This is a genomic window from Rhizobium acaciae, assembly GCF_025941625.1.
GTDB lineage: Bacteria > Pseudomonadota > Alphaproteobacteria > Rhizobiales > Rhizobiaceae > Rhizobium > Rhizobium acaciae.
Genome location: NZ_JAPCZO010000004.1, coordinates 214,055 through 237,218 on the forward strand (window position 1 = coordinate 214,055; position 23,164 = coordinate 237,218).

Sequence of the window (23,164 nt, forward strand, 5' to 3'; positions counted from 1 at the left end):
GAAATCTCCTTACGCCTTCCTCTTGCCCGCCCTGGCAGAACGCAAGGGAAAGGCGAGAACATTATCGCCGTTTGCCGCTGCTGGGCCAAGCGGTCTTGTTGTCGCTTCCCCCGGCATGCGCGCTTCCCAGGTCGGGAACAGCGTCACATTCTGGTAGATCTGCTGGCGTTCGGCATGCTGCTGGAAAAGTTCGTAAAGTTCGGGCACGAGGCCCTCGCCTGTCTGCGCGGCGAGCTTATGCAGGCCGATCATGGTGAAGCCGTCGGGGCGCTGGTCGTTCATCGGGAATTGTCTCGCTCGTTCATCGTCTGCAGCGCACGCTCCAGGCTGGACTTGCTGCCGTTGCGAAGCGGGATGAAGGTCTTGCTGAACTTCTTGCAGCCGGTCTTCACACGCAGGCAGGCATCGTGGCTGATACAGTCGATGGGGCAGAAGACGCAGTCGACCGAGGGGAGCAGAGTATCGATGCGCGAAACCGCTTCGCGCAGACCGCCATCATGGTGGATGAGCTCAGCGCCGAAATTGCTGCAGATCTGGCGAAGATGCGCCACCTGGCAGTCACGACCGCCGACATAAAGGAAACTGCGGCCATCCAGTTTGGATCGCCCGGAGGATGCCTGACCGGCGTCCTCGCCCGCGCTATCGCGGACCTCCCGGTTCGAACCCTTCTTGCCCTTGCGAGCCATATGCCACCCGTTCGCTCGTTGATCGTCACACGATTCCTGCGTGTGCGGGTGGACCTTATTAAACTTGATTTTTAGAGTAAAGTATAAAGTTGATTGCTTTTATCATATTTTACCGAGAGGTGACCTGAACCTCCTGAGTGAAGCTCCAGCTAGCCTTGCCCCACTGGGGGGGCAATGGCGGAAACGGCGCGGCGCGGCGCACTCCGTCAAGAGCAGCCTTGTCCAAATCCGGAATACCTGAACTGCCGGCAACGGAGACTGAGGACAGCCTACCCGTTCCATCAATCGTCAATCTGACGCGCACGGAAATGGCCTCGCCCATTCTCTTGTATTCGTTAGGCACTCGAATTGCGCGGCGAATACGCTTCTGCACCTTGCCAGGATAATTCGCTACAGCCGCGCTTCCAATGCCGTCGCCTCTGCCCGCTGTCGTCGCCATGCCATTAAACTCTGGCGCGTCCTGACCGGTCGCTACGCCCCTCGTCGTGTCTTTGCGATCCGTGCCATTTTTTCCACCCGTAGGTTCCACCTTCTTCCGAGGCGGTTTCTTTTCCTCCGGTTTCGGCTTTTCAATCTTCGACTTCGGTTGCGGTTCAGGCCTTTCTTCGGGTTCCGGCGAGACTTCGGCAGCCTCGACTGGCTTCACTTCCTCTGGCTGAACTTCGGTCGGCTGCACCGCCACCACCTGTTCTGGTACTGTAGTCGGCATGATATCAGGCACGGGCTGCTCCGGCACTGCCGTTGCCATCGGCTGTGCGACGAAAGTTTCGGCAGGATTCTGAGAAACAAGAATCTCTGGCTCCGCGGCTACAACTGTCTCGGGCGAAACACGTGTCACCTCCTGCGAAGGCGACACAGCTTCCACAGATTCGGCCTCAACTGGTTGTGCCTGCTCGGGCTGCATCTCTGTTGGTTGAACTTCGTCAGTCTCAGTGGTCGATTGGACCGTATCCGGCTTAACCTCCTCAGCGGCAATTTCTTCCGGCTTCACTTCTAGCTCGGGATCACCTGCCGACGTCTGGTCAACATCGAAGTCACCAAATACGACGACGCTGACGGCCTCCCCGGCATCTTCAATCACTTCGTTCGGTGGTTTCGGCACAAACAGAGTAAGAGCGACCACCAAACCTGCATGGAAAAGGAATGAACCGACACAAGTCAGCGCCACCCGTCGCCGCACCGGTGCCTTCTCGTCCTCCTGCTTTTCCACCGCTGCATCCATCGGCGGCGCAGGGACAGAGGCTGTCGGTTCGGTTTCCGGATGATCGGGAAAGGAGGAGATCTGTGCGAAGCGCGCGTAGTGGACCACCGCCTCACCGGCCGGCTGCCGCTGCACATTGCGCAGGTCGGAAAGCTCGTGGCCGGGATGCATGTTGTTATCGTTCAGACCGCCGTCAGCGTCCGGCTCCCCGATGAGCACCTGTCTCGATCTGGTCTTCGCTGAAATTGCCATCTTATGCCTCGGACAGTCTGGACATGCCCGCCGGGATTCATTCCCGGCGTATTCTTAGCCCTCGAAGGGAACCGAAATCTGCGAGCGGGTGACGAGACCCTTCATGCATTCGCCGGCCGCCGGACCGTCGCAGACCGGCGTGTCGTTGATGATGATGCGGGTGACCGTCTCGCACTTCACATTCGGCATATCGAACTGGCGCACGCGCTTCTTGCCCTGCGGCAGATCGCGGAAGTCGAGCACGGTGATGCGGTCGACGGCATTCTTGTCGTTGAAAAAGGCAAGCTCGAAGGAGATCTTGTTGATCGGGGTCTGGAGATTGTTCTCGGCGACGAAAGTCATCATGCAGCCCTTTTGCGATGGCGCCAGAGCGTTGAGTTCGACATCCAGCTTGGCGGTTGCCGCATCCTGAGCCTGGCATATGCCTGAAACCGCCATCACCATGCCGGCTGCAACAGCCGCAAACCTACCCGTCATCATCTTCTCCGCCATTGTCGCGAACCGCCGCCAGGCGGCCTCATATCAGCAATCTCAAAAACTTGACTGCATTAGTCTCCTATTGCGTCTTTAAAAAACTATGAGTAATAAAGTCAAGATAATTGTCATCACAACCGGGGACCCTGATCACCGGCCTCACGGAATTGCCAACCGAAATGATGGTTGAAAAGCCAGATAACTTTAAGCATGTGCCGCTGCAGAGCGAGCCTGCGGCGCAGCACCGGATCGTCGAAAGCGCGGATCTTTTCCGCGGCACGAACGAGATCATGATAAGACATGACGGCTTGGTCTATCGCCTGAAGATCACCCGTCAGGGCAAGCTCATTCTCAATAAGTAGGGTAGGACATGACCGAACAGACAAGACCGGCGCCAGCCGAAATCCGTGCGTTTCGCGCCGAGAATCCGAAAATGCGCGAGCGTGATATCGCCGCCCAGCTGAAGATTTCCGAGGCAGCCCTCGTCGCCGCCGAAACCGGCATCAGCGTGACCCGAATCGATGGCAGTGCGCTGAAGCTTCTCGAGCGCGTGGCCGGCCTCGGCGAAGTGATGGCGCTGTCGCGCAACGAAAGTGCCGTTCACGAGAAGATCGGTGTCTTCGAAAACATCAAGAGCGCCGCGCAGGCCGCGATCGTTCTCGGCGAGAATATCGATCTGCGCATCTTCCCGAGCCGCTGGGAGCATGGTTTCGCCGTATCCAAGAAGGATGGTGACCAGGAGCGCCTCAGCCTGCAATATTTCGATAAGGCGGGCAACGCGGTGCACAAGGTGCACCTGCGCCCGAGCTCGAATGTCGAGGCCTATCACGCGATCGTCGCCGAGTTGAAGCTGGAAGACCAATCGCAGGAATTTGTCGAGGCTGAGACCTTAAATGCCGTCGATGAAACCGCCGACGTCAACCGCGACGAACTGCGCGACAACTGGAGCAAGCTCACCGATACGCATGAGTTCTTCGGCATGCTGAAGCGCCTGAAGATCGGCCGCCAGGCGGCCGTGCGCACCGTCGGCGACGACTATGCCTGGAAGCTCGACAACAGCGCGACGGCAGACATGATGCATGCCTCGGTGAAATCCGGCCTGCCGATCATGTGCTTCGTCGCCAATAACGGCATCGTCCAGATCCATTCCGGCCCGATCTTCAACGTGCAGCCGATGGGTCCGTGGATCAATATCATGGATCCGACCTTTCACCTGCATCTGCGCCAGGATCACATCGCCGAGACCTGGGCCGTACGTAAGCCGACCACGGACGGCCACGTCACCTCGCTGGAGGCCTACAATGCCGAAGGCGAGATGATCATCCAGTTCTTCGGCAAGCGGAAGGAAGGCTCCGACGAACGCGCCGAGTGGCGCGAGATCATGGAAAACCTGCCGCGGGCAGCAAGCGTGGCCGCATAAGGATCGCAACGATGACGATGCGTAACAATCTGCGCCGGATCCGCCCTTGGGAACTGGCCCTGACGGCGGCTATCATGGCGCTGCCGCTGATCCCGACGGCGCCGACCGTCGAAGGCTTCGCCTTCATCCGCGCCGCCCACGCCGAGGAAAAGAAGCTCGACACGTCGCGCCTGGTTTCGGTCGGCGGCGACATCACAGAAATCGTCTATGCGCTCGGCGAGGAAAGCCGGCTGATCGCCCGCGACACGACGAGCATGTATCCGGAGGCTGCGCTGAAGCTGCCGAACGTCGGCTACATGCGTGCGCTCTCACCGGAAGGCATCCTCGCCATGAACCCGACGGCGATCATCGCCGTCGAAGGTTCAGGCCCGCAGGAAGCGCTGGCTGTGCTGAAGAATGCCAGCGTGCCCTTCGAGACCGTGCCGAGCGCCTTTACCCGTGACGGCATCATCGCCAAGATCGACCGTGTCGGCACGCTGCTGGGCGTGCCCGACAAGGCAAAGGCGCTCGAAGAAAAGGTCGCGGCCGACCTCGACGCGGCGATCGCCGATGCCGAAAGGCGCCCGGAGGCCGAGCGCAAGCGCGTTCTCTTCATCCTCAGCGCCCAGAACGGCCGGATCATGGCATCGGGGACCGGCACGGCCGCCGATGGCATCGTCAAGCTCGCCGGCGCCATCAACGCCGTCGGCGCATTCCCGGGCTACAAGCCGTTGACGGACGAGGCGATCATCGAAGCCAAGCCCGACATCATCCTGATGATGAATCGCGGCGACGGCGCCGGCACCAAGAACGAGGACCTGCTGGCTCAGCCGGCGATCGCGCTGACGCCGGCAGGCGATAAAAAAGCGATCATCCGAATGGATGGCGTCTACCTGCTCGGCTTCGGCCCGCGCACCGCAGCCGCCGCGCGTGAGCTCAACACGGCGATCTACGGGGGCTGATCATGGCCCTGCCGCAAGCCATGATGGAACAAAGGCGACGATTCCCGATGGCGGACATCCGCGAAATCAGGCAGGCGGGCGACAGGACGCGGCTCGCCTTGCTGGCGATCGCGCTGCTCGTCGTCGGCTCGGTCTTTTCGATGCTGTTTTCGGTAACGACCGGCGCCTCGGATGCCTCGATCCTCGACGTCATCAGCAACATGGCCGGTTCCGAGGCGGCGCTCAGCACACGTGACCGGATCATCATCTTCGACATCCGCCTGCCCAGGGCAATCCTCGGTTTCCTGATCGGCGCCTCGTTGGCCGTTTCCGGCACGGTGATGCAGGGCCTGTTCCGCAATCCGCTGGCCGATCCCGGCCTCGTCGGCGTCTCCTCCGGCGCAAGCCTCGGCGCGGTCGCGATGATCGTGCTCGGCGGCGGCCTCGCAGCTCCACTCGAGGCGCTTCTCAGTATCTACGCTCTGCCGACGGCGGCCTTCGGCGGCGGCCTCGTCACGACGCTGCTGCTCTACAGGATCGCCACCCGTCACGGACAGACCTCGGTGGCGACGATGCTGCTTGCCGGCATCGCGCTTGGCGCACTCGCCCTCGCCATCACGGGACTGCTGATCTACATGGCCAACGACCAGCAGCTGCGCGACCTGACCTTCTGGAGCATGGGCTCGCTTGCCGGCGCCACATGGACGAAGATCGCCGCCGCCAGCCCGATCATCCTGTTGTCCTTCACCGCTCTGCCCTTCATGGCGCGCGGCCTCAATGCCATCACGCTCGGCGAGGCGGCCGCCTTTCATATAGGCGTTCCGGTGCAGCGGCTGAAAAATGTCGCGATCGTCGGTGTCGCTGCGGCGACCGGCGCGTCCGTCGCCGTCAGCGGCGGCATCGGTTTCGTCGGGATCGTCGTGCCGCATATCCTGCGTATGGCGATCGGCCCCGACCATCGTTTCCTGCTGCCGGCCGCAGCTCTTCTCGGCGGCTCTTTGCTGATCTTCGCGGATGTCCTGGCCCGCACCCTGGTGGCCCCGGCTGAGCTGCCGATCGGCATCATCACCGCGGCGGTCGGCGGACCGTTCTTCCTGTGGATCCTGCTGCGGCAGCGTTCGCGCCTTGCCCTGTGAGTGACACCTGTGAGTGACCCCCCGTGAGTGACATTGAGATGATCGAAGTTTCCGGCGTCTCCGTGCGCCTTTCCGGCAAAACCATCATCAGCGACGTCACTTTTACGGCAAAGGCCGGCGAACTGACGGCGATTGCCGGGCCGAACGGCTCCGGCAAGACGACGACGATGAAAGCCATCTCCGGCGAACTTGCCTATGGCGGCTCGGTGCGCATCGGCGCCGACGAGGTGAAGGGGCTGAAACCCTGGCAGCTTGCCGCCATTCGTGGCGTGCTGCCGCAGGCAAGCACCATCTCCTTTCCCTTTACCGTGCGCGAGATCGTCCGCATGGGCCTGACGTCAGGTCTCAACCTGCATCCCGACAAGGCCGAGCAGACGGCGGCGGCAGCGCTTTCCTCCGTCGATTTGACCGGCTTCGAAGGCCGTTTCTATCAGGAACTCTCCGGCGGCGAGCAGCAGCGTGTGCAGCTTGCCCGCGTGCTCTGCCAGATCGCCGAGCCTGTCGTCGACGGCAAGCCCTGCTGGCTGCTGCTCGACGAGCCGGTCTCGAGCCTCGACATCAGCCACCAGTTGACCATCATGACGCTCGCCCGCAATTTCTGCGAACGCGGCGGCGGTGTCATCGCCGTCATGCACGATCTCAACCTGACGGCGCTCTTTGCCGACCGCATCGTGCTGATGAAATCCGGCCGCCTCGCCGCCGCCGGCAGCATCGGTGAAGTGCTGACAAACGAAACGATGCTCTCGGTGTTCGGCTGCGCGCTGCGCATCAATCAGGTGCCGGCCGATGGCACGCCCTTTGTGCTCGCCCACAGCGCCATTTCCCGCCTCTGAGCACTGCGCGAGCGGAACTTTTGATCGCCCGGCACGTTGTCGGCAGTGATCTGGGTCAATGCCGGGCGATATCATTCATGCAACGGACGGTGGTGACCCTCGTGCGAAATAGGCGGGCTTGCGCGCGCCCCAGCCAATGGAGACAGCCATGAGCTATTCTATATTCCAGTCCGGCCGCAGCCGCCGCAACGGCACTTTCCATAATTTGGAATCCGGCATCGAGGAGCAGATTGAGGCGCTGCGCAACGAACTCGCCGAACTGACGCGCCTCGTCGGCAAGAGCTCACGCCATCAGGGCGAGAAAATCCGCAGCCAGGCCGGTGCCGGCTATGAGGAACTGCTCGGCCGCAGCGAGGATCTGCTGCGCGAATTGCAGCACGGCTATGAGCGTGGAACGACGGAAATGCGCGAGACCGTGCGCAAGCATCCCTTAGCAACCATCGGCGCCGCGGCCGCTTTCGGCCTTGCCATCGCCTTCCTCGCCCGGCGCTGAGGAAGCGCGATGCTCTTACCGATCCTCAGCCTGCTGACGGGCGCAAGCGTGCACCGGACCGTTGCGCGCGCCAAGCGCAACGGCATCTTCATTGCGCTTGCCGTGCTCTTCCTTCTCACCGCCTACGCGCTGGCTGTCACCGCCGGCGCCATCTGGCTCGCCGGCATCTACGGCCCGGTCGGCGCTGCCCTCTTCCTGGCCGCCTGCGCGCTGCTGATCGCCATCATCGCCCTGGTGGCGATGTCGATCATCAACGCCCGGGAAGCACGCCGCGCCCGCGAACGCCGTGCGGCGCTCGAATCGCTGGCAACGGTCGGGCTCGGTCTTATCCGCGCCCAGCCGCTCCTGACCGCCGGTGTTCTGGCAGCAATCGTCGCGGCCAATCTGGTAGGGTCAAAGCGCGAGGATTGAAGAGGCACTAGCCGACCCCTCCTTCATTCCTGTGCTTGTCACAGGAATCCAGCCACGGCGCGTCCGCGCCGTGAATGAACCAACATCAAGTGGAAAGAGTCTTTCGCGCCCAAGGACTTGGGCGCACTGGATTCCTGTGACAAGCACAGGAATGAGGATGAGAGGTAGTGGCCCGAATGGCCGTCCATCCCGTGGAGCCCGTCCTTCTCCCTACCCTTCGACGCAAAAAAGCCGGCGCCCCGAGGGGCGGCCGGCTTTCCTCCCAAATATAACTCCTGTCAGAACGCGAAAGCCTTCGATGTCAGCGGCGCCGAGGTGGCGTCGGGGCCGAAATCAGCCTCGCCTGAGATCTGCAGCAACTCCTGCAGCCGCTGGCGCGCCCGGTTGACGCGGCTTTTGATGGTGCCCACGGCGCAGCCGCAAATTTCGGCCGCTTCCTCGTAGGAAAAACCCGAGGCGCCGACGAGGATGATCGCCTCGCGTTGATCCGGCGGCAGCTGGTCGAGCGCCTTCTTGAAGTCCTGCAGATCAAGCGCGCCATATTGCGAGGGGTGCATCGCCATCGATTCGGTAAACAGCCCGTCGCTGTCCTGCACTTCGCGGCCGCTCTTGCGCATCTGGCTGTAGAGTTCGTTGCGCAGGATCGTAAAGAGCCAGGCCTTCATATTGGTGCCCATCTCGAAATGATCCTGCTTGGCCCAGGCTTTCATGATGGTGTCCTGGACGAGATCGTCGGCACGGTCGTGCCGCCCGATGAGCGAGATCGCGAAGGCGCGAAGGCTTGGGAGTGCCGCCAGCAGTTCCCGCTTGAAGCTGGGTTGCGATTTGTCTTCCATGCGGCGATCCTATTCGGCCATCTTGGCAGAAGCCATCATTTCAGCATGGTCGAGCTTTTCGAGAAGGTCGAGAAAACGATCGGGAATCGCCTCATCCTGTGCGGCCGAATAGAGCGACCGCAGCCTGACGCCGATCTGGTTGTTCGGGTCCAGGATGTCGCTTGCCCGCAGCTCCAGCTTTCGCTGATCGGCTACTTCTTTCTTGCGTGTAGTCATCAATTCGTCTTCTCGCCGGTTGTCTGTTCGAGGGGCGTGTCGAGGGGCGTGGATGGGATCAAAAACGATTTCGACCATCGACATCGAACGTTCGATTGTCGATGTCGATGGCATTTGCCGTTGCATGGGTCAAAACGCTACGCCCTTTCTTCGTCGGCTGGAATAATGCGGCGCAACGAAAAAAGTTCCTGCCGTTCCGGAACTTTTTTATCAAGGCGGCGTTAACCGCTCATTGAAGCCAATGCCGGCCTGTATGCAGGAGCCCATTAATGACACTTTCTACTCGGATTGCGCCGCACCTTCCTTATCTGCGCCGCTATTCCCGCGCCCTTACCGGCACTCAGACTTCGGGCGACGCTTACGTCGCCGCCGTTCTCGAAGCCATCATCGCCGATCTGTCGATTTTCCCGGATACGGCGAATGACCGGGTCGCACTCTACAAACTGTTCACGCAACTGTTTGGTTCCACCGCAGTCCAGATTCCAGAGCCGACCTCGCCCTATGCCTGGGAGCAACGCGCCACGCTGAACCTTTCCAAGGTTTCGCCGCGCGCCCGTCAGGCCTTCCTGCTCGCCTCCGTGGAGAATTTCCGCGTCGCCGAAATCGCCGAAATCCTGGAAACCGAAGAACAGGATGTCATGCATCTGCTCGACGTCGCGTCGCAGGAGATTTCCCGTCAAGTCGCAACCGATATCATGATCATCGAGGACGAACCGCTGATCGCTATGGATATCGAGCAGATGGTCGAGAGCCTCGGCCATCGCGTCACCGGCATTGCCCGTACGCATGCGGAGGCCGTGGCGCTCTACAATAAGACCAAGCCGAGCATGGTGCTGGCCGACATCCAGCTTGCCGATGGCAGCTCCGGTATCGACGCAGTCAACGACATTCTCAAGACGTCGAGCGTACCGGTGATCTTCATCACTGCCTTCCCGGAACGGCTTCTGACCGGCGAGCGCCCGGAACCGACTTTCCTTGTCACCAAGCCGTTCAATCCCGACATGGTCAAGGCATTGATCAGCCAAGCTCTTTTCTTCAATGAATCGACCAGAGTAGCCGCCTGAGACGCAATTTTCCGGCCTTCGGAACCAAATCGCCAAAGCAGGCGTTCCGGTGCTACCGGGACGCTCCGGTGGCTTTAACGGTTTTTGCAGCGCTTTGTTCTAGAGTTGGCAGGCGGTGTCTGGAAGGGCGCTCCCTTCAGCGACGTTCAAGATGTCACAAGGAAAGGCGGCCGAGTGAATACGACTGAACCATTGTCCGGCATGCCTTTTACCTTCGAAGGCAAAGCCGCAATGATGGAACGCGCGCTCGGCAGCGCCGGGATTTCGATCCTCTGCCAGGACGCCCGACTGTCGATTTTCTACGCCGAAAATCTGCCGCCGCATTTTGCAGCACTCTTTGCGCCCGGCAGCAGCGACGCTGTCCTCTTTGGCGATGCGCACGGCCGATATCTGACGGCGCTGAAGCACAAGGTGCTGGAAACCGGCATCCCCAACAATGCCGAGGTCGAGATCGACGTCGACGGCGAACGGCGCACTTATGAACTGAAGATCCAGCGCACCGGCGAACGCGGCGCATATGGACTTCTGTCCGTCATGGCTGAAGTCACCGAAAGCCGGCATCGCGAAAAAGTTCTGAAATCGCTGCTGCGCGAACTCTCACACCGCTCGAAGAACCTTCTCGCCATAATTCAAGGCATTGCCACCCAGACGGCCCGCAACACGCTCTCTCTCGACAGCTTCCTCCTCAAATTCCGCGGACGGCTGCAATCGCTTTCCAACTCGCAGGACCTGATCACGGATTCGAGCTGGCGCGGCGCCTATCTCTTCGAACTCGCCGAAAAGCAGTTTGCTCCCTATTGGCCGGAGACGGCCGGCTCCATGCCGATCTATGGCATCAACGCTCACCTGACACCGAATGCCGCCGTGCATCTCGGGCTCGCCCTCCATGAACTCATCGTCAACTCCGCCTCCTTCGGCGCGATTGCTGGCGGTGCCGCCTCTATCACGCTGAATTGCCGCGAAGCCATGATCAACGACAGAAAGGCGATCGAAGTCGCCTGGGCGGAAGTTCTGCATGATCAGGCAGAAGTCCACGAATTCAGCGACAACAGCTTCGGCCGCACCGTGCTGGAGCGTGTCGTGCCTTCGTCGGTCAACGGCAAGGCGGAGTTGAACCTCGTTCCCGGCCGCATCGAGTACCGTCTGACCATTCCGGAAACCGAATTCGAGATCTTCAAGCGAGTGTGAAAGCCCTGGAGACAGCCTAAGACGGAAAAACAGCCGGTGCGAGGGCGGCGCACCGGCTGTCTTCACTCACCGGGAGGGGACCGTGAGTACGTCCGGATAGTGGGTTGGGGGCGCGCATGTTGGGTCGATGCGATCACCATCCGGATATCGCAATAACGACGACATCAAACTTTGGTTCCCTGCCATCCGAAAAAAATCGGCTTTTTTACATCTTTTTTCAGATGCCCTTCCCTCGTCGCGCGCTCAGCCGTTTCAAGGATGGAGGTCGATTAAATTCTTCCAGTAAAAACAGTGGATTACTTGCGGGATCACACTCAAAAATCGTCAAAATTTTACCGTTTGATAAATTTTTAAACCTGAGTTACGCTTTCCCTCACAGGCCGTTTACCAATAATGAGGGAACTTCAATGGAACGACTGGAAACTGGGATTCATGCCGGCCGGCTTTCGCCCGCTGAGTATGAGGCAAATTTTTCCGATCTTCATCCGCGCCTCGACAATCATGAGGCGCTGGTCGCCGCCGACCGCTGTTATTTCTGTTATGACGCGCCGTGCATGACGGCCTGTCCCACCTCGATCGACATTCCGCTGTTCATCCGCCAGATTTCGACCGGCAATCCGATCGGCTCGGCAAAGACGATCTTCGACCAGAACATCCTCGGCGGCATGTGCGCCCGCGTCTGTCCCACCGAAGAACTCTGTGAACAGGCCTGTGTGCGCAACACGGCTGAAGAGCGGCCTGTCGAGATCGGCCGCCTGCAGCGTTATGCGACCGATGCTGCCATGCAGGCGGGCCGGCAGTTCTATGCCAGAGCCGAACCGAGCAGAAAGACGATCGCCGTTGTCGGCGCAGGCCCGGCCGGCCTTGCCGCCGCCCATCGCCTGGCCGTGAACGGCCATTCCGTGACTATCTATGATGCCAGGGAAAAATCCGGTGGTCTCAACGAATACGGCATCGCCACCTATAAGACGGTCGACGATTTCGCCCAGAAGGAAGTCGATTACGTCCTCTCGATCGGCGGCATTGAGGTCCGGCATGGGCAGCTTCTCGGCCGCGATTTCTCGCTTTCCGATCTGCAAGCCCAATACGACGGCGTCTTCCTCGGTATCGGCCTTGCCGGCGTCAACGCGCTGCGCATCGAGGGCGAGAACCTCACAGGCGTCGACGACGCCGTCGATTTCATCGCCGCACTCCGCCAGGCCGAAGACAAGAGCGAAATCGCCGTCGGCCGCCGCGTCGTCGTCCTCGGCGGCGGCATGACGGCGATCGACGCTGCCGTGCAGGCAAAGCTGCTCGGCGCCGAAGAGGTGACGATCTGTTACCGCCGCGGCAAGGAGCATATGAACGCCTCCGAATTCGAACAGGATCTGGCAAGCTCCAAGGGCGTCATCATCCGCCACTGGCTGGCGCCGAAATCGATCCTGTCGCAGGACGGCAAAGTCGCCGCGATCGAAGTGGAATATACCAAAATCCTCGATGGCCGCCTCGTCGGCACCGGCGAAACCGGTGTGATTGCCGCCGACCAGATCTTCAAGGCGATCGGCCAGAGCTTTGACGCCTCTGGTCTCGGTTCGCTGCGCATGGAATCCGGCCGCATCGCTGTCGATGGCGAAGGCCATACCTCGCTCGACGGCGTCTGGGCCGGCGGCGACTGCGTCTTCGGCGGTGACGATCTCACGGTTTCGGCCGTCGCCCACGGTCGTGACGCGGCTGAATCCATCCATCGTGCCCTCACCGCAGCAGCCGCTCCGGCTGTCGCCGTCGCTTGAAGGGGAGAATGAACAATGGCTGATCTCCGTAATAATTTCGTCGGCATCAAGTCCCCGAACCCGTTCTGGCTGGCATCTGCGCCGCCGACCGACAAGGCCTACAACGTCGAGCGCGCCTTCAAGGCCGGCTGGGGCGGCGTGGTCTGGAAGACGCTGGGCGAAGAAGGCCCGCCCGTCGTCAACGTCAACGGCCCGCGCTACGGCGCGATCTGGGGCGCCGACAGGCGCCTGCTCGGTCTGAACAATATCGAGCTCATCACCGACCGCGATCTCTATACCAACCTGCGGGAAATGAAGCAGGTGAAGATGAACTGGCCGGACCGGGCGCTGATCGCCTCGATCATGGTACCCTGCGAGGAAGAGGCCTGGAAGGCGATCCTGCCCTTGGTCGAAGAGACCGGTGCCGACGGCATCGAGCTCAATTTCGGCTGTCCGCACGGCATGTCCGAGCGCGGCATGGGTTCCGCGGTCGGCCAGGTGCCTGAGTATATCGAGATGGTCGTGCGCTGGTGCAAGCAGTACACCCGCATGCCCGTCATCACCAAGCTGACGCCCAACATTAGCGATATCCGCCGCCCGGCCCGCGCCGCCAAGGCCGGCGGTACCGATGCCGTCTCGCTGATCAACACGATCAATTCGATCGTCTCCGTCGATCTCGATAACTTCGCCCCCAACCCGACGGTCGGCGGCAAGGGCAGCCATGGCGGTTATTGCGGCCCGGCGGTGAAGCCGATCGCACTCAACATGGTGGCCGAGATCGCCCGCGACCCCGAAACCTACGGCCTGCCGATCTCGGGCATCGGCGGCATCACCACCTGGCGCGACGCGGCCGAATTCCTTGTCCTCGGCGCCGGCAACGTCCAGGTCTGCACGGCGGCGATGACCTACGGTTTCAAGATCGTCCAGGAGATGATCACTGGCCTCTCCGACTGGATGGACGAAAAGGGCCATCGCAGCCTCGAAGATATCACCGGCCGCGCCGTCCCCAACGTCACCGACTGGCAATATCTGAACCTCAACTACATCGCCAAGGCGAAGATCGACCAGGACGCCTGCATCAAATGCGGCCGCTGCTACATCGCCTGCGAGGATACCTCCCACCAGGCGATTACCAACTTCGTCGATGGCGCTCGCCATTTCGAGGTGATGGACGAGGAATGCGTCGGCTGCAATCTCTGCGTCAGCGTCTGTCCGGTCGAGAACTGCATCACCATGGAGCAGCTTCCCGCCGGCGCCCTCGACAAGCGCACCGGCCGGGTCGTCGACCCGAACTATGCCAACTGGACGACGCACCCGAACAACCCGATGGCGCGCCAGGCGGCGGAGTAAAGGATTGCAATGCCGTGGATCCGCGGCATGTCGTGACCGGTGAAAACGGCGCCCTTCATGAAAGGGCGCCGTTGTTGTTTGTGGTCAGGACACGCTATTCCCGATTACAGCTTGAAAGTTTTGACCTCGTTGCCGCGCTCGATGGTCCGGTTGGCGATGAAGCGCCCGGATTTGGCCGCCTCCTGCTTTTCCGCCTCGATATGGCGCAGCATCGCCTCAAGACGCCGGAGCGCCAGGGCTTTGTTGCGGTGCTGGGAACGCTCGTCGCGCGCCGTCGCGACGAGACCGGTCGGCCGATGCAGGACACGAACCGCACTATCGGTCGTATTCTGATGCTGCCCACCCGGTCCGCCGGCCCTCAGCGTCTCGAAACGCAGGTCGGCTGGATCGATCGTCACCTCGCCACCTTCCGGTTTGGTATCGATACGCTGAACCGAGACGTACCAGTTCTGCCGTTTGTGACCCGGACGCACCTGGCTCCTGAAGGTGAAGCGGATCGTGCCGCAATAGTCACTGGCAATCTGCTCAGCCTCGAAACCTTTGAGGCTGACGATCGCTGACTTCGCACCGTGCTGATCCGGCATCGGGCCAAGGCTGGTCTCGAAAGAGCAGCAGAGCCGAACGGCCTCCCGTTCGAGGATGCCGAGAAGCGCCGACAGCGCCATGCGGCATTCCACCGGGCCGTTGCCTGCGGTAATGAGAAGATCAATAGCGCTCATGGCCACGTCCTCCTTCCCTGCGATATTCGGGTTTTCGCCGGCGCTGCTCGACCTCCGCTTCATCAACCGCCTTCTTGAAGGTGACAAGCGGCCGAAAGCTGGCAAGCCTCACGACCAGGCTCTCGTTTTCCAGATCGGTCACCACCTGCCCGGCATCCTTGTATGCGGATGCCGCCTCCTCGACCACAAGGGAGCGATCGTCGCAGATGGCGATACCGCCCCAGGAATTGCGCAAGAGCTGTTCTCGTTCGGAGCGATTGCGGCCGACACGCCCGTGCATGGTGGCGCGGTCATATTTGCGACCGGCCCCGTGAGAGATGCCACCCAGCGAACGGGCAACGCTGGTGCTCGGACGAACCACGTAACTGAGGCTCGCTCGAGATCCCGCAATCGGCGCGAGTTCGCCGGCTACGACCGCTGCCGCACCCTTGTAGTGTACAAAACCACGATCGGACGGGCGAACGAGATTGTGCGGCACGTCGGCGATGAGACGCAGATCGGCATGAAGCGCTGCGGCCGCCCGTTCTGCGATCAGCCGTCGGTTCAACGATGCCCAGGCAACGCACTGGTCATGGCGCATAAGCCAGGCGGCGCCGGCCTCCGAACCGGCATCAAGACCGGCTGCGAGCCCCGAATGAGCGGCCACCATCTCCGAGAATATGGTGGCGCCAAGAGAGCGCGAACCGGAATGAACCAGCAGATAGAGCCCCTGATCATCGAGACCGTCGGCAGATCCGCCTTCGGCGAGATTCTCCACAGCCTGCAACTCGCAGAAATGATTTCCGCCGCCGATCGTGCCGAGAGCACCGGGTGTCAGATCAGTGGGCAGACCTGCCTCCGTGAGAAATTCCGCGGCATCTCCGATCGCCTGCGTTTCAAACCGGCGAAGCCGTTCCGCCGCCCTGTCGATCTTCAGTTTGCGCAGCGGAAGATCCAAGCCGAAGAGCGACATGCCGCAGCCGATATCGTTGCCGATCAACAGCGGGTGCAGCCGAGAGGACAACAGTGCCACGCCGGTCGCACCATATTTGCCCGGGTGCAAATCTGGAAAGGCGGCGATCTCCAAAACGCCCGGCAGGCGGGACATTTCGTCAAGTTGATCTAAAGCGGCGCCTTCGATCCAGGCGCTACCGGAAAAGAAACGATTGATGAGTGCCGGATGTGCCGACGACGTCATCGGGGAGCTTCCGCTCCCAATGGAATTGCCCATGATAATGAACTCTGGATATGAGTGGTCTTTCATCGCCAAAAACGGCGATGTTCAACCGGCATTCATCGACCCGTTGGCCGAGTTAAGCCGAAACCCTCTCGGGGCGTGCTGAGATATTCGTCATCGTGGCGCTCCCTTTCCAGAAACATCGAGAGCGCCCCTTTAGGTGAAATGGCAAAGAAATGCAAGCATGGGATGCTCTAACCGCCGAATGACTTCCGATAGGCATTGGGGCTCGTCCCGAGCCGCCTGCGGAAATGATGCCGCATGGTCGCCAGTGTTCCAAAGCCGCTTGCAGCGGCGATGTCATCGAGCGAAACAGCAAGTTCCCTTTCCAGCAGATCGCGGGCATGCCGCAGCCGCTCCTTCAACAGCCATTCGCCGACGCTGAGGCCCGTCGTCGCTTCGAAGCGCCGCTGGAAGGTGCGCATGCTCATGCCCGCTCTTTTGGCAAGCAGGCTGATCGGCTGCTCCTCGGAAAGGCTCTCGCGCATCCATTCGATCAGCGGCCCCAAGCGGATGCCCTCGCGTTCCTCGGGAACCGGTGCGTGAATGAACTGCGCCTGTCCGCCTTCGCGATGCGGCGGCACGACGAGACGTCTTGCCACGCTGTTTGCGGCTTCCGAACCGAAATCGCCGCGCACCACATGCAGGCAGAGATCGATGCCGGCGGCACTTCCTGCCGCCGTCAGCAGGCTGCCCTCGTCCATGTAGAGAACGTCGGCATCGAGTGCGATATCGGGATAGCGCGCGGCGATCGAGGCGACATAGCGCCAATGCGTCGTCGCCCTGCGGTTCGTGAGCAGACCCGACCCGGCAAGAACGGCAACACCCGAGCAAAGCGACATGATCCGCGCGCCGCGTTCATGCGCTGCCTTGAGCGCTGAAACCAGCGGCTCGGGAACGGCGGCATCGATCGACCGCCAACCCGGCACGACGATCAGGTCCGCCTCGTCAAGCACTTCCAGTCCCTTGTCGACTGCGACCGTCAGCCCTCCCGCAGCGCGAAGCGGACCCGGTTCGATGCCGCAGACCGAGAAACGATACCAGCCTTCGCCCATCTCCGGGCGTGGCAGGCCGAAGACCTCGTAGGCGATGCCGAATTCGAAGGTGCAGAGCCCGTCATAGGCAAGTGCTGCGACCAGCGGTCCTTTGGTCTGCTGCGGCGATGAATTTGGCATGATCTTTACGCTGTCGGTCATGATGGCCAATTTCGCAAAGCTCTAGCATCGGCGATACCAGGCGGCAACTTCAGAAAAAGGAAAAACCGATGCCAAGCCCCGTTTCCCAAACACCTGCTGCAGCTCCGGATGCCGCTGTCGCTCACTTTGCCGCCAAGCTCGCTTTCGAAACCGATTGCTCGGACGTGCATGCCACCTTTGCGGCCGGGAAAGTCGATTTCGTTCTCCTCGACGTGCGCTCGCCGCAGCTCTTCGCAGAGTCCCACATTCCCGGAGCGATCAACCTGCCGCACGGCAAGATGACGGCGCACCGCATGTCGACATGGGCAAGCGATGCACTCTTCGTCGTCTATTGCGCCGGCCCGCACTGCAACGGCGCCGACAAGGCTGCCTTCCGCCTCGCCAATCTCGGCCTCCAGGCCAAGCTGATGATCGGCGGCATGACCGGCTGGGCCGATGAAGGCTTCACCTTCGAACAGGGCGTTCCCGCTGCCGCCTGATGGCCTCCCTTCTCTTCCCGACAATTATTGCAGCGAGGAGAAGGGAAATTCGCCGCCGTCAGAACTCGACGACCACCTTGCCGAAAGGCCCGCGATAGAGATGATCGAGCGCCTCAGGGAATTCGTCGAAGGCATAACGCCTGTCGACCACAGGCGTCAGCCCGGTCTGGTCGATTGCCCGCACCAGATCTTCAAGCGCGCGGCGATGGCCGACGGAAATGCCCTGCACAACCGGCGCCTTGAGCAGCAGCGGGCCGGCCGGGCCGGAAACCTCGAACCCCTCGAACACGCCGATGACGGAAATGCGGCCATTGATCGCCACCGCCTTCAGCGCCTGGCCGAGATGCGGGCCGCCGACGATCTCGAGCACGTGATCGGCGCCATAGCCGCCGGTCAACTGATAGAGTTGCTCAACCCAGTCGCCCTCATGTCGGTTGATCGCCTGATCGGCGCCGAGAGCAATGGCGCGTTCGAGCTTCTCGGCGCTGCCTGATGTGATGAAGACCTCCGCGCCATGCGCCTTTGCGATCTGCAGACCGAAGAGCGCCACACCGCCGGTGCCTTGCACCAGCACCTTGTCGCCGGCCTTCAGGCCGCCGCGTTCGATCAGTGCGAACCAGGCAGTCAGCCCGGCGCATGGCAAGGTGCTCGCCTGCGCCGCATCGAGCGTATCAGGCGCGCGTGAATACCACTCCTCGGAAAGCACGGTATATTGGGAGAGGACGCCGGGATAAAAGCCGCCGCGTGTCTTGTAAGGTGGCGTGCGCGCATCGCCCAAGCCGCGTCCGTCGATCCAATCGGGTGAAAAGGTCGAGATGACCCGATCTCCCGGCTTGAAACGGCTGACCTCGGGTCCGACTGCCTCGACGACCCCCGCCATATCGGAAGCCGGCACGAAGGGAAATTGCAGCGGCAACCCCATGCCGCTCTCCATCACCAACCGATCGCGGAAATTGAGCGAGACGGCTTCCGTCCGCACCAGAACCCTGTTTCCCGAAACCGGTTCGAGCTTCCGCTCGCCGATCGTTAGCTGGCGCTCCGGCCCAACCGCGTCGATCTGCCATTGCCGTGTTGTCTGCATTGTCTTGCTCCTTGTCCATTGCAGGGAGCGCAAAACATATCGTTGAATATTTCGCACCAGTTGCGATATTAATTCTCCAGAATGGTTCCAAAGAGGAAACAAATGGAACAGCTGAAGGGCATCTCGATCTTTGTCGAAGCCGTCGAGGCAGGTGGCTTTTCGGCTGCCGCCGAACGGCTCCATCTCACGCGTTCGGCGGTCGGTAAGACGATCGCACGTCTGGAGCAGCGTCTCGGCGTGCGCCTCTTCAACCGCACGACACGCATGCAGAGCCTCACCGAGGAAGGCCGCTTCTTCTACGAGCGCTGCCTGCGGGCGGTTGAAGAAATCCGCCTCGGGGAAGCCATGCTGGAATCCGGCCGGCGTGACGTGCGCGGCCGATTGCGCATCTCGATGCCCGTGCTTTTCGGCCGCCACTGCATCGCGCCGACCCTCGCCCGCCTGCTCGATGAACATCCGAACCTCGAACTGGACCTTTCCTTCAACGACCGTATCGTCGACCTGCTTGAGGACGGCTTCGATCTTGTCATTCGCAACGGGCCGTTGAAGGACAATCCGGATCTGATGGCCCGGGCGATCGCCCGCCAGCGGATGACCGTCTGCGCATCGCCCGCCTATCTGGAAAAACATGGCGCGCCGCAGACGGTCTTCGATATTCCCCAGCATGAAGGCATCGTCTACAGGCGGGGCGATGACGACAAGGGTTGGATATTTCCGACCGCAGCCGATACCGGGCGGCGGCTGGTGCCAAAGGCGCGACTGCGGCTCGACGACCTCGCTTCGATTTCCGATGCGGCCGTCGCCGGGCGCGGTCTTGCCTGGCTGCCCTGCTGGCTGGTCCGCGAGGAGGTGCTGGCAGGCCGGCTCATTCAGGTGTTGAAGCAGGAACCGGCCAATGTCTTCGATGCCCATGCCGTTTGGCTGCGCTCTCCGGTCATGCTACCGAAGGTGCGGCTCGCGATCGATACGCTCGCCGCCGGACTGCCGGCAATGATGGGCTGAAGCGCTCGCCGCGCGTCTGCGAGCGACGAGAAACCCATGTTATTCTTCGGCTTTCTCTGGAAATAACGCGATACCGCAGTATATCGGCCAAGTCACCGTCCGTTGTGGGCGGCCGCCATATCACTCGGAAAAACGTCAGCATGTCACTTCGCAGCGCCCTCCGCGCACAAACTGCAGATTGCCACGCCGCGGTCGACACCCTCTTCGGCAGTTTCAACCTCTCACGCACCCAGGATTACAAGGCTTTCTTGCGCGCGCATGCCCGGGTCGTACCATCAGTCGAACATGCGCTTGAGAATGGAGGAATCGGCCGTCTGCTGCCGGACTGGCCGGACCGAAGGCGCGCGCATCTATTGGCTGCCGACATCCGGGAACTCGATGATCGATTGCCGGTACTGCTTCCGCAACCGGTATTGCGCAGCGAAGCAGCGGTCTGGGGCGCAGCCTATGTCCTTGAAGGCTCCAAGCTCGGCGGAGCGTTGCTCGCCAAGGCGGTGCCCGACCACTTGCCCAGCAGCTACCTGAGCCCGCAAGGCCCGAAGGGCGCCATGCGGCTTTTCATGGATCGTCTTGACGCAAGCAAGGTGGACGATCCCTGTCTTGCCGCCGAAGCAGCCCGCGATATCTTCGAGCTCTTCCTCAAAGCGGGGCAAGTTGAACTGGAAGCCGTCCCATGAGCGGCACGCACGAACCCGTCGATCTCACCAACTGCGACCGTGAGCCGATCCACCAGCTCGGCTCGATCCAGCCTTTCGGTTTTCTCATGGCGGTATCCTCAGACTGGATCGTCATGCGCGCCTCCGCAAATCTGGCGGAGTTTCTTGGAGTGACGCAGGCCGAAGCGGTCGGCCGTCCCGTTATCTCTGTGATCACACCCGAAGCACTCCACGCAATCCGCAACAAGCTTACCACGCTGCGTGGTTCCGACGTCGTCGAGCGTATTTTCGGCATTGCCCTGATGCCCGATCAAAACAGGTTCGACCTTGCCGTGCACCTGAACGGCGGTGAGGTCATCATCGAAGGAGAGCGCTGCCAGGAAGACAGGCACGACGCCGCGTCGCTCTCGATGCGCAGCATGATGTCGCGCCTCGACCACACGGAAACACTGGAAGCTTTCTTCCGTGAAGGTGCAAGACAAGCGCGGGCGCTCACCGGTTTCGATCGGGTCATGGTCTATCGTTTCGACGAAGGCGGTTCCGGCGAAGTGGTGGCGGAAGCCGCCAGGGCCGGCATCGGCTCGTTCCTCGGGCTGCACTATCCGGCTTCCGACATTCCGGTACAGGCGCGCGCGCTTTATCTGCGCAACCTGTTCCGCATCATTGCCGATGTCGACGCCGTCCCGGTCCCGATCCTGCCGCAGCTCGACGAGCACGGCCGGCCGCTCGATCTCTCCATGTCGGTATTGCGTTCGGTCTCGCCGATCCACATCGAATATTTGAAAAACATGGGCGTTGGCGCTTCGCTCTCCATATCGATCGTTGTGGATGGCAGGCTCTGGGGCCTGTTTGCCTGCCATCACTATGGCTCGCGTCTGCCTTCGGCCCAAAGCCGCTCCACTGCCGAACTCTTCGGCCAGATGTTTGCGTCCCGCCTTGAAAGCCGCGAACGGCGACTGGCTCTCGACTACGAGACCAAGGCGCGCCGCATTGCCGACCGGCTTCTCACCTCCGTCGCAGACAATGCGAGCCTGCTCGACGATCCGGCCTGGCTGATCGAGGCGCTCGCCGACGCCATTCCTGCCGACGGGATCGGCGTCTGGATCAACGGCCGCCTGGCCCTTGCCGGCATCGGGCCGAATGAGCGAGGCTTCGCGGCTCTCGTCCGCCACCTCAACCGCAACGCCGCCGGCCGCATCTATGCCGTGGACAGGCTCGCGGAAGCCTATCCGGATCTTGAGGTCGACGATGCTGTGGCAGGCATGCTCGCCATCCCGATCTCGCGTTCGCCGCGCGATTATGTCGTGCTTTTCCGTCAGGAATTGGTGCGCACCGTCCGCTGGGGCGGCGACCCGCACAAGCCGGTGGAATACGGCCCGAACGGCCCGCGGCTAACGCCGCGCAAGAGTTTCGAGGCCTGGTCGGAACTGGTGCGTGGTCGCTCCCTCCCCTTCACGGAGGCCGAGCACCGTGTCGCCGAAACGATCCGCGTCACACTGATTGAGGTGGTATTGCGCCTCACCGACGAGGTCAGCATGGCGCGCCAGACGGCAAACGAGCGCCAGGAACTGCTGATTGCCGAGCTGAACCACCGCGTCCGCAACATATTGAGCCTCATCACCGGCATCATCCGGCAGTCGCAGGCAACGTCGGTCGGCCTTGGCGACTACATCCGCCAGCTCGAGGGCCGCATCCAGTCGCTCGCCCGCGCCCATGACCAGATCACCCGCGATCACTGGGCGCCCGCTTCGCTTCGGCAATTGCTGCTGGCAGAGACCGCCGCCTATCTCGGGAAAAACGCGCAACGCATCCAGATGAGCGGCGAGGACATGCTGCTGGAACCGCAGGCCTTTTCCACCGCCGCCCTGGTTTTCCATGAGCTGATGACCAACAGCGCCAAATACGGCAGCCTTTCCGGCACCGGCAGCGGCACGGTCCAACTTGGCTGGCACCGCGACGACGAGGGCAATCTGCGCATTGGCTGGCGCGAAAAGGATGGTCCGCCCGTCCTCGAACCCAAACGCCATGGCTTCGGTTCGACCATCATCCGCCGCTCGATCCCCTATGACCTCGGCGGCAAGGCCGAGGTTCGCTACGTCAAGGATGGGCTCGAGGCGGATTTCTGCATTCCGGCGCGACATGTCGTCGGTCCCACGAGCGAACGGTCAAATCCGGCTCCGCTCGGAACGACCGAACCCAAGAGCAATCCCGACGATCAGCCGCTTTCCGGCCTGAACGTGCTGCTGGTGGAAAACAATCTGATCATCGCCATGGATGGCGAGGACATCCTGCGCCGCCTGGGCGCCGACGTGGCTACGGCGCCAAGTGTCAGGGAGGCGATGGAAATTCTGGCAGACCAGTCCTTCGATCTGGCGCTTCTCGATGTCAATCTTGGCGATGAGACGAGTTTCGAAATTGCCGACCGGCTGGCAGCCGACGGCGTGCCCTTCGTTTTTGCCACGGGCTATGGGGAGGGCATCGCCCAGGCAAACAGCCACTCGGACGCGCCCGTGCTACAGAAGCCTTATACGATGGAAGGCATGACGGATATTCTTGCCCGGGTTCCGCTTCCAAGAAGAGGGTAAAC

General features: G+C 61.6%; 25 protein-coding genes. 15 read left to right on the forward strand and 10 right to left on the reverse strand.

The window, feature by feature from the left end; all coding sequences use genetic code 11:
* Nucleotides 1-9: 9 nt before the first annotated feature.
* The 4 genes from OLZ32_RS08540 to OLZ32_RS08555 all read right to left on the reverse strand — a co-directional run bounded on the left by OLZ32_RS08540 (nt 10) and on the right by OLZ32_RS08555 (nt 2,616).
* On the reverse strand, nt 10-282 hold the full coding sequence (locus OLZ32_RS08540) for a hypothetical protein (RefSeq protein WP_003542206.1): 273 nt from the start codon (nt 280-282) through the stop codon (nt 10-12).
* Nucleotides 279-686: a DUF2325 domain-containing protein gene (locus OLZ32_RS08545; RefSeq protein WP_003542208.1), complete on the reverse strand. Its 408-nt coding sequence runs from the start codon at nt 684-686 to the stop codon at nt 279-281. Before OLZ32_RS08545 ends, OLZ32_RS08540 begins: the two co-directional genes overlap by 4 nt.
* A gap of 109 nt (nt 687-795) precedes the next feature.
* Nucleotides 796-2,139 (reverse strand): energy transducer TonB family protein, encoded by a 1,344-nt coding sequence (locus OLZ32_RS08550; protein WP_003542210.1) that lies wholly within the window; start codon nt 2,137-2,139, stop codon nt 796-798.
* Nucleotides 2,140-2,193: 54 nt separating this feature from the next.
* Nucleotides 2,194-2,616 (reverse strand): hypothetical protein, encoded by a 423-nt coding sequence (locus OLZ32_RS08555; protein ID WP_003542212.1) that lies wholly within the window; start codon nt 2,614-2,616, stop codon nt 2,194-2,196.
* 176 nt (nt 2,617-2,792) lie between these two features.
* Here OLZ32_RS08555 and hemP point away from each other — a divergent pair, with 176 nt between their 5' ends.
* From hemP to OLZ32_RS08590, 7 genes are all read left to right on the forward strand, one after another.
* Nucleotides 2,793-2,975 (forward strand): hemin uptake protein HemP, encoded by a 183-nt coding sequence (gene hemP / locus OLZ32_RS08560; RefSeq protein ID WP_012758649.1) that lies wholly within the window; start codon nt 2,793-2,795, stop codon nt 2,973-2,975.
* Nucleotides 2,976-2,983: 8 nt separating this feature from the next.
* On the forward strand, nt 2,984-4,033 hold the full coding sequence (locus OLZ32_RS08565; protein WP_264397499.1) for a hemin-degrading factor: 1,050 nt from the start codon (nt 2,984-2,986) through the stop codon (nt 4,031-4,033).
* Between the two features lie 11 nt (nt 4,034-4,044).
* Nucleotides 4,045-4,974, forward strand: a complete 930-nt coding sequence (locus OLZ32_RS08570) for a heme/hemin ABC transporter substrate-binding protein (RefSeq protein WP_264397498.1) — start codon at nt 4,045-4,047, stop codon at nt 4,972-4,974.
* Nucleotides 4,975-4,976: 2 nt separating this feature from the next.
* Nucleotides 4,977-6,089: a FecCD family ABC transporter permease gene (locus OLZ32_RS08575; RefSeq protein WP_264397497.1), complete on the forward strand. Its 1,113-nt coding sequence runs from the start codon at nt 4,977-4,979 to the stop codon at nt 6,087-6,089.
* Between the two features lie 38 nt (nt 6,090-6,127).
* Nucleotides 6,128-6,922, forward strand: a complete 795-nt coding sequence (locus tag OLZ32_RS08580; RefSeq protein ID WP_264397558.1) for a heme ABC transporter ATP-binding protein — start codon at nt 6,128-6,130, stop codon at nt 6,920-6,922.
* Nucleotides 6,923-7,070: 148 nt separating this feature from the next.
* A complete protein-coding gene (locus OLZ32_RS08585; protein WP_003542229.1) occupies nt 7,071-7,415 on the forward strand; it encodes a DUF883 family protein in 345 nt (114 codons plus the stop codon).
* 9 nt (nt 7,416-7,424) lie between these two features.
* A complete protein-coding gene (locus tag OLZ32_RS08590; RefSeq protein WP_028743304.1) occupies nt 7,425-7,826 on the forward strand; it encodes a hypothetical protein in 402 nt (133 codons plus the stop codon).
* A gap of 278 nt (nt 7,827-8,104) precedes the next feature.
* Here OLZ32_RS08590 and OLZ32_RS08595 read toward each other — a convergent pair whose 3' ends face one another.
* The gene (locus OLZ32_RS08595) at nt 8,105-8,662 is read right to left on the reverse strand and encodes an RNA polymerase sigma factor (protein WP_003542247.1); all 558 of its coding nucleotides are present in this window, start codon (nt 8,660-8,662) and stop codon (nt 8,105-8,107) included.
* 9 nt (nt 8,663-8,671) lie between these two features.
* Complete coding sequence (locus tag OLZ32_RS08600) at nt 8,672-8,878, reverse strand: NepR family anti-sigma factor (RefSeq protein ID WP_026159989.1); 207 nt, start codon at nt 8,876-8,878, stop codon at nt 8,672-8,674.
* 269 nt (nt 8,879-9,147) lie between these two features.
* Here OLZ32_RS08600 and OLZ32_RS08605 point away from each other — a divergent pair, with 269 nt between their 5' ends.
* From OLZ32_RS08605 to preA, 4 genes are all read left to right on the forward strand, one after another.
* Nucleotides 9,148-9,942, forward strand: coding sequence for a response regulator (locus OLZ32_RS08605; RefSeq protein ID WP_003542253.1), 795 nt, complete (start codon nt 9,148-9,150; stop codon nt 9,940-9,942).
* Between the two features lie 192 nt (nt 9,943-10,134).
* Nucleotides 10,135-11,130 carry a sensor histidine kinase gene (locus tag OLZ32_RS08610; RefSeq protein WP_172643670.1) on the forward strand — a complete coding sequence of 332 codons (996 nt, stop codon included), beginning with the start codon at nt 10,135-10,137 and terminating at the stop codon, nt 11,128-11,130.
* Nucleotides 11,131-11,537: 407 nt separating this feature from the next.
* Nucleotides 11,538-12,899 carry an NAD(P)-dependent oxidoreductase gene (locus OLZ32_RS08615; protein ID WP_264397496.1) on the forward strand — a complete coding sequence of 454 codons (1,362 nt, stop codon included), beginning with the start codon at nt 11,538-11,540 and terminating at the stop codon, nt 12,897-12,899.
* Between the two features lie 15 nt (nt 12,900-12,914).
* On the forward strand, nt 12,915-14,228 hold the full coding sequence (gene preA / locus OLZ32_RS08620) for an NAD-dependent dihydropyrimidine dehydrogenase subunit PreA (protein WP_018073748.1): 1,314 nt from the start codon (nt 12,915-12,917) through the stop codon (nt 14,226-14,228).
* Between the two features lie 104 nt (nt 14,229-14,332).
* Here the strand turns inward: preA and prfH are convergent, their stop codons facing one another.
* The 3 genes from prfH to ftrA form a co-directional block, all read right to left on the reverse strand.
* On the reverse strand, nt 14,333-14,947 hold the full coding sequence (prfH, locus tag OLZ32_RS08625) for a peptide chain release factor H (RefSeq protein ID WP_094087574.1): 615 nt from the start codon (nt 14,945-14,947) through the stop codon (nt 14,333-14,335).
* Nucleotides 14,934-16,124: an RNA ligase RtcB family protein gene (locus OLZ32_RS08630; protein ID WP_264397495.1), complete on the reverse strand. Its 1,191-nt coding sequence runs from the start codon at nt 16,122-16,124 to the stop codon at nt 14,934-14,936. The genes prfH and OLZ32_RS08630 overlap by 14 nt, the downstream gene beginning before the upstream one ends.
* Nucleotides 16,125-16,357: 233 nt before the next feature.
* Nucleotides 16,358-17,359: a transcriptional regulator FtrA gene (gene ftrA / locus OLZ32_RS08635; protein ID WP_264397494.1), complete on the reverse strand. Its 1,002-nt coding sequence runs from the start codon at nt 17,357-17,359 to the stop codon at nt 16,358-16,360.
* 68 nt (nt 17,360-17,427) lie between these two features.
* Between ftrA and OLZ32_RS08640 the strand changes: the two genes are divergently transcribed.
* Nucleotides 17,428-17,838 (forward strand): rhodanese-like domain-containing protein, encoded by a 411-nt coding sequence (locus OLZ32_RS08640; RefSeq protein ID WP_264397493.1) that lies wholly within the window; start codon nt 17,428-17,430, stop codon nt 17,836-17,838.
* A gap of 58 nt (nt 17,839-17,896) precedes the next feature.
* Here the strand turns inward: OLZ32_RS08640 and OLZ32_RS08645 are convergent, their stop codons facing one another.
* Nucleotides 17,897-18,919 (reverse strand): zinc-dependent alcohol dehydrogenase family protein, encoded by a 1,023-nt coding sequence (locus OLZ32_RS08645; RefSeq protein ID WP_264397492.1) that lies wholly within the window; start codon nt 18,917-18,919, stop codon nt 17,897-17,899.
* A 102-nt stretch (nt 18,920-19,021) separates the two neighbouring features.
* Here OLZ32_RS08645 and OLZ32_RS08650 point away from each other — a divergent pair, with 102 nt between their 5' ends.
* From OLZ32_RS08650 to OLZ32_RS08660, 3 genes are all read left to right on the forward strand, one after another.
* On the forward strand, nt 19,022-19,921 hold the full coding sequence (locus OLZ32_RS08650) for a LysR family transcriptional regulator (RefSeq protein ID WP_264397491.1): 900 nt from the start codon (nt 19,022-19,024) through the stop codon (nt 19,919-19,921).
* Between the two features lie 140 nt (nt 19,922-20,061).
* The gene (locus OLZ32_RS08655; RefSeq protein ID WP_003542268.1) at nt 20,062-20,598 is read left to right on the forward strand and encodes a biliverdin-producing heme oxygenase; all 537 of its coding nucleotides are present in this window, start codon (nt 20,062-20,064) and stop codon (nt 20,596-20,598) included.
* On the forward strand, nt 20,595-23,162 hold the full coding sequence (locus OLZ32_RS08660) for an HWE histidine kinase domain-containing protein (RefSeq protein WP_264397490.1): 2,568 nt from the start codon (nt 20,595-20,597) through the stop codon (nt 23,160-23,162). The genes OLZ32_RS08655 and OLZ32_RS08660 overlap by 4 nt, the downstream gene beginning before the upstream one ends.
* Nucleotides 23,163-23,164: the final 2 nt, after the last annotated feature.

Coding starts and splice junctions, on each gene's coding strand:
- OLZ32_RS08540 (WP_003542206.1), bottom strand. CDS start 282: ATGAACGACCAGCGCCCCGACGGCTTCACCATGATCGGCCTGCATAAG.
- OLZ32_RS08545 (WP_003542208.1), bottom strand. CDS start 686: ATGGCTCGCAAGGGCAAGAAGGGTTCGAACCGGGAGGTCCGCGATAGC.
- OLZ32_RS08550 (WP_003542210.1), bottom strand. CDS start 2,139: ATGGCAATTTCAGCGAAGACCAGATCGAGACAGGTGCTCATCGGGGAG.
- OLZ32_RS08555 (WP_003542212.1), bottom strand. CDS start 2,616: ATGACGGGTAGGTTTGCGGCTGTTGCAGCCGGCATGGTGATGGCGGTT.
- hemP (WP_012758649.1), top strand. CDS start 2,793: ATGATGGTTGAAAAGCCAGATAACTTTAAGCATGTGCCGCTGCAGAGC.
- OLZ32_RS08565 (WP_264397499.1), top strand. CDS start 2,984: ATGACCGAACAGACAAGACCGGCGCCAGCCGAAATCCGTGCGTTTCGC.
- OLZ32_RS08570 (WP_264397498.1), top strand. CDS start 4,045: ATGACGATGCGTAACAATCTGCGCCGGATCCGCCCTTGGGAACTGGCC.
- OLZ32_RS08575 (WP_264397497.1), top strand. CDS start 4,977: ATGGCCCTGCCGCAAGCCATGATGGAACAAAGGCGACGATTCCCGATG.
- OLZ32_RS08580 (WP_264397558.1), top strand. CDS start 6,128: ATGATCGAAGTTTCCGGCGTCTCCGTGCGCCTTTCCGGCAAAACCATC.
- OLZ32_RS08585 (WP_003542229.1), top strand. CDS start 7,071: ATGAGCTATTCTATATTCCAGTCCGGCCGCAGCCGCCGCAACGGCACT.
- OLZ32_RS08590 (WP_028743304.1), top strand. CDS start 7,425: ATGCTCTTACCGATCCTCAGCCTGCTGACGGGCGCAAGCGTGCACCGG.
- OLZ32_RS08595 (WP_003542247.1), bottom strand. CDS start 8,662: ATGGAAGACAAATCGCAACCCAGCTTCAAGCGGGAACTGCTGGCGGCA.
- OLZ32_RS08600 (WP_026159989.1), bottom strand. CDS start 8,878: ATGACTACACGCAAGAAAGAAGTAGCCGATCAGCGAAAGCTGGAGCTG.
- OLZ32_RS08605 (WP_003542253.1), top strand. CDS start 9,148: ATGACACTTTCTACTCGGATTGCGCCGCACCTTCCTTATCTGCGCCGC.
- OLZ32_RS08615 (WP_264397496.1), top strand. CDS start 11,538: ATGGAACGACTGGAAACTGGGATTCATGCCGGCCGGCTTTCGCCCGCT.
- preA (WP_018073748.1), top strand. CDS start 12,915: ATGGCTGATCTCCGTAATAATTTCGTCGGCATCAAGTCCCCGAACCCG.
- prfH (WP_094087574.1), bottom strand. CDS start 14,947: ATGAGCGCTATTGATCTTCTCATTACCGCAGGCAACGGCCCGGTGGAA.
- OLZ32_RS08630 (WP_264397495.1), bottom strand. CDS start 16,124: ATGACGTCGTCGGCACATCCGGCACTCATCAATCGTTTCTTTTCCGGT.
- ftrA (WP_264397494.1), bottom strand. CDS start 17,359: ATGACCGACAGCGTAAAGATCATGCCAAATTCATCGCCGCAGCAGACC.
- OLZ32_RS08640 (WP_264397493.1), top strand. CDS start 17,428: ATGCCAAGCCCCGTTTCCCAAACACCTGCTGCAGCTCCGGATGCCGCT.
- OLZ32_RS08645 (WP_264397492.1), bottom strand. CDS start 18,919: ATGCAGACAACACGGCAATGGCAGATCGACGCGGTTGGGCCGGAGCGC.
- OLZ32_RS08650 (WP_264397491.1), top strand. CDS start 19,022: ATGGAACAGCTGAAGGGCATCTCGATCTTTGTCGAAGCCGTCGAGGCA.
- OLZ32_RS08655 (WP_003542268.1), top strand. CDS start 20,062: ATGTCACTTCGCAGCGCCCTCCGCGCACAAACTGCAGATTGCCACGCC.
- OLZ32_RS08660 (WP_264397490.1), top strand. CDS start 20,595: ATGAGCGGCACGCACGAACCCGTCGATCTCACCAACTGCGACCGTGAG.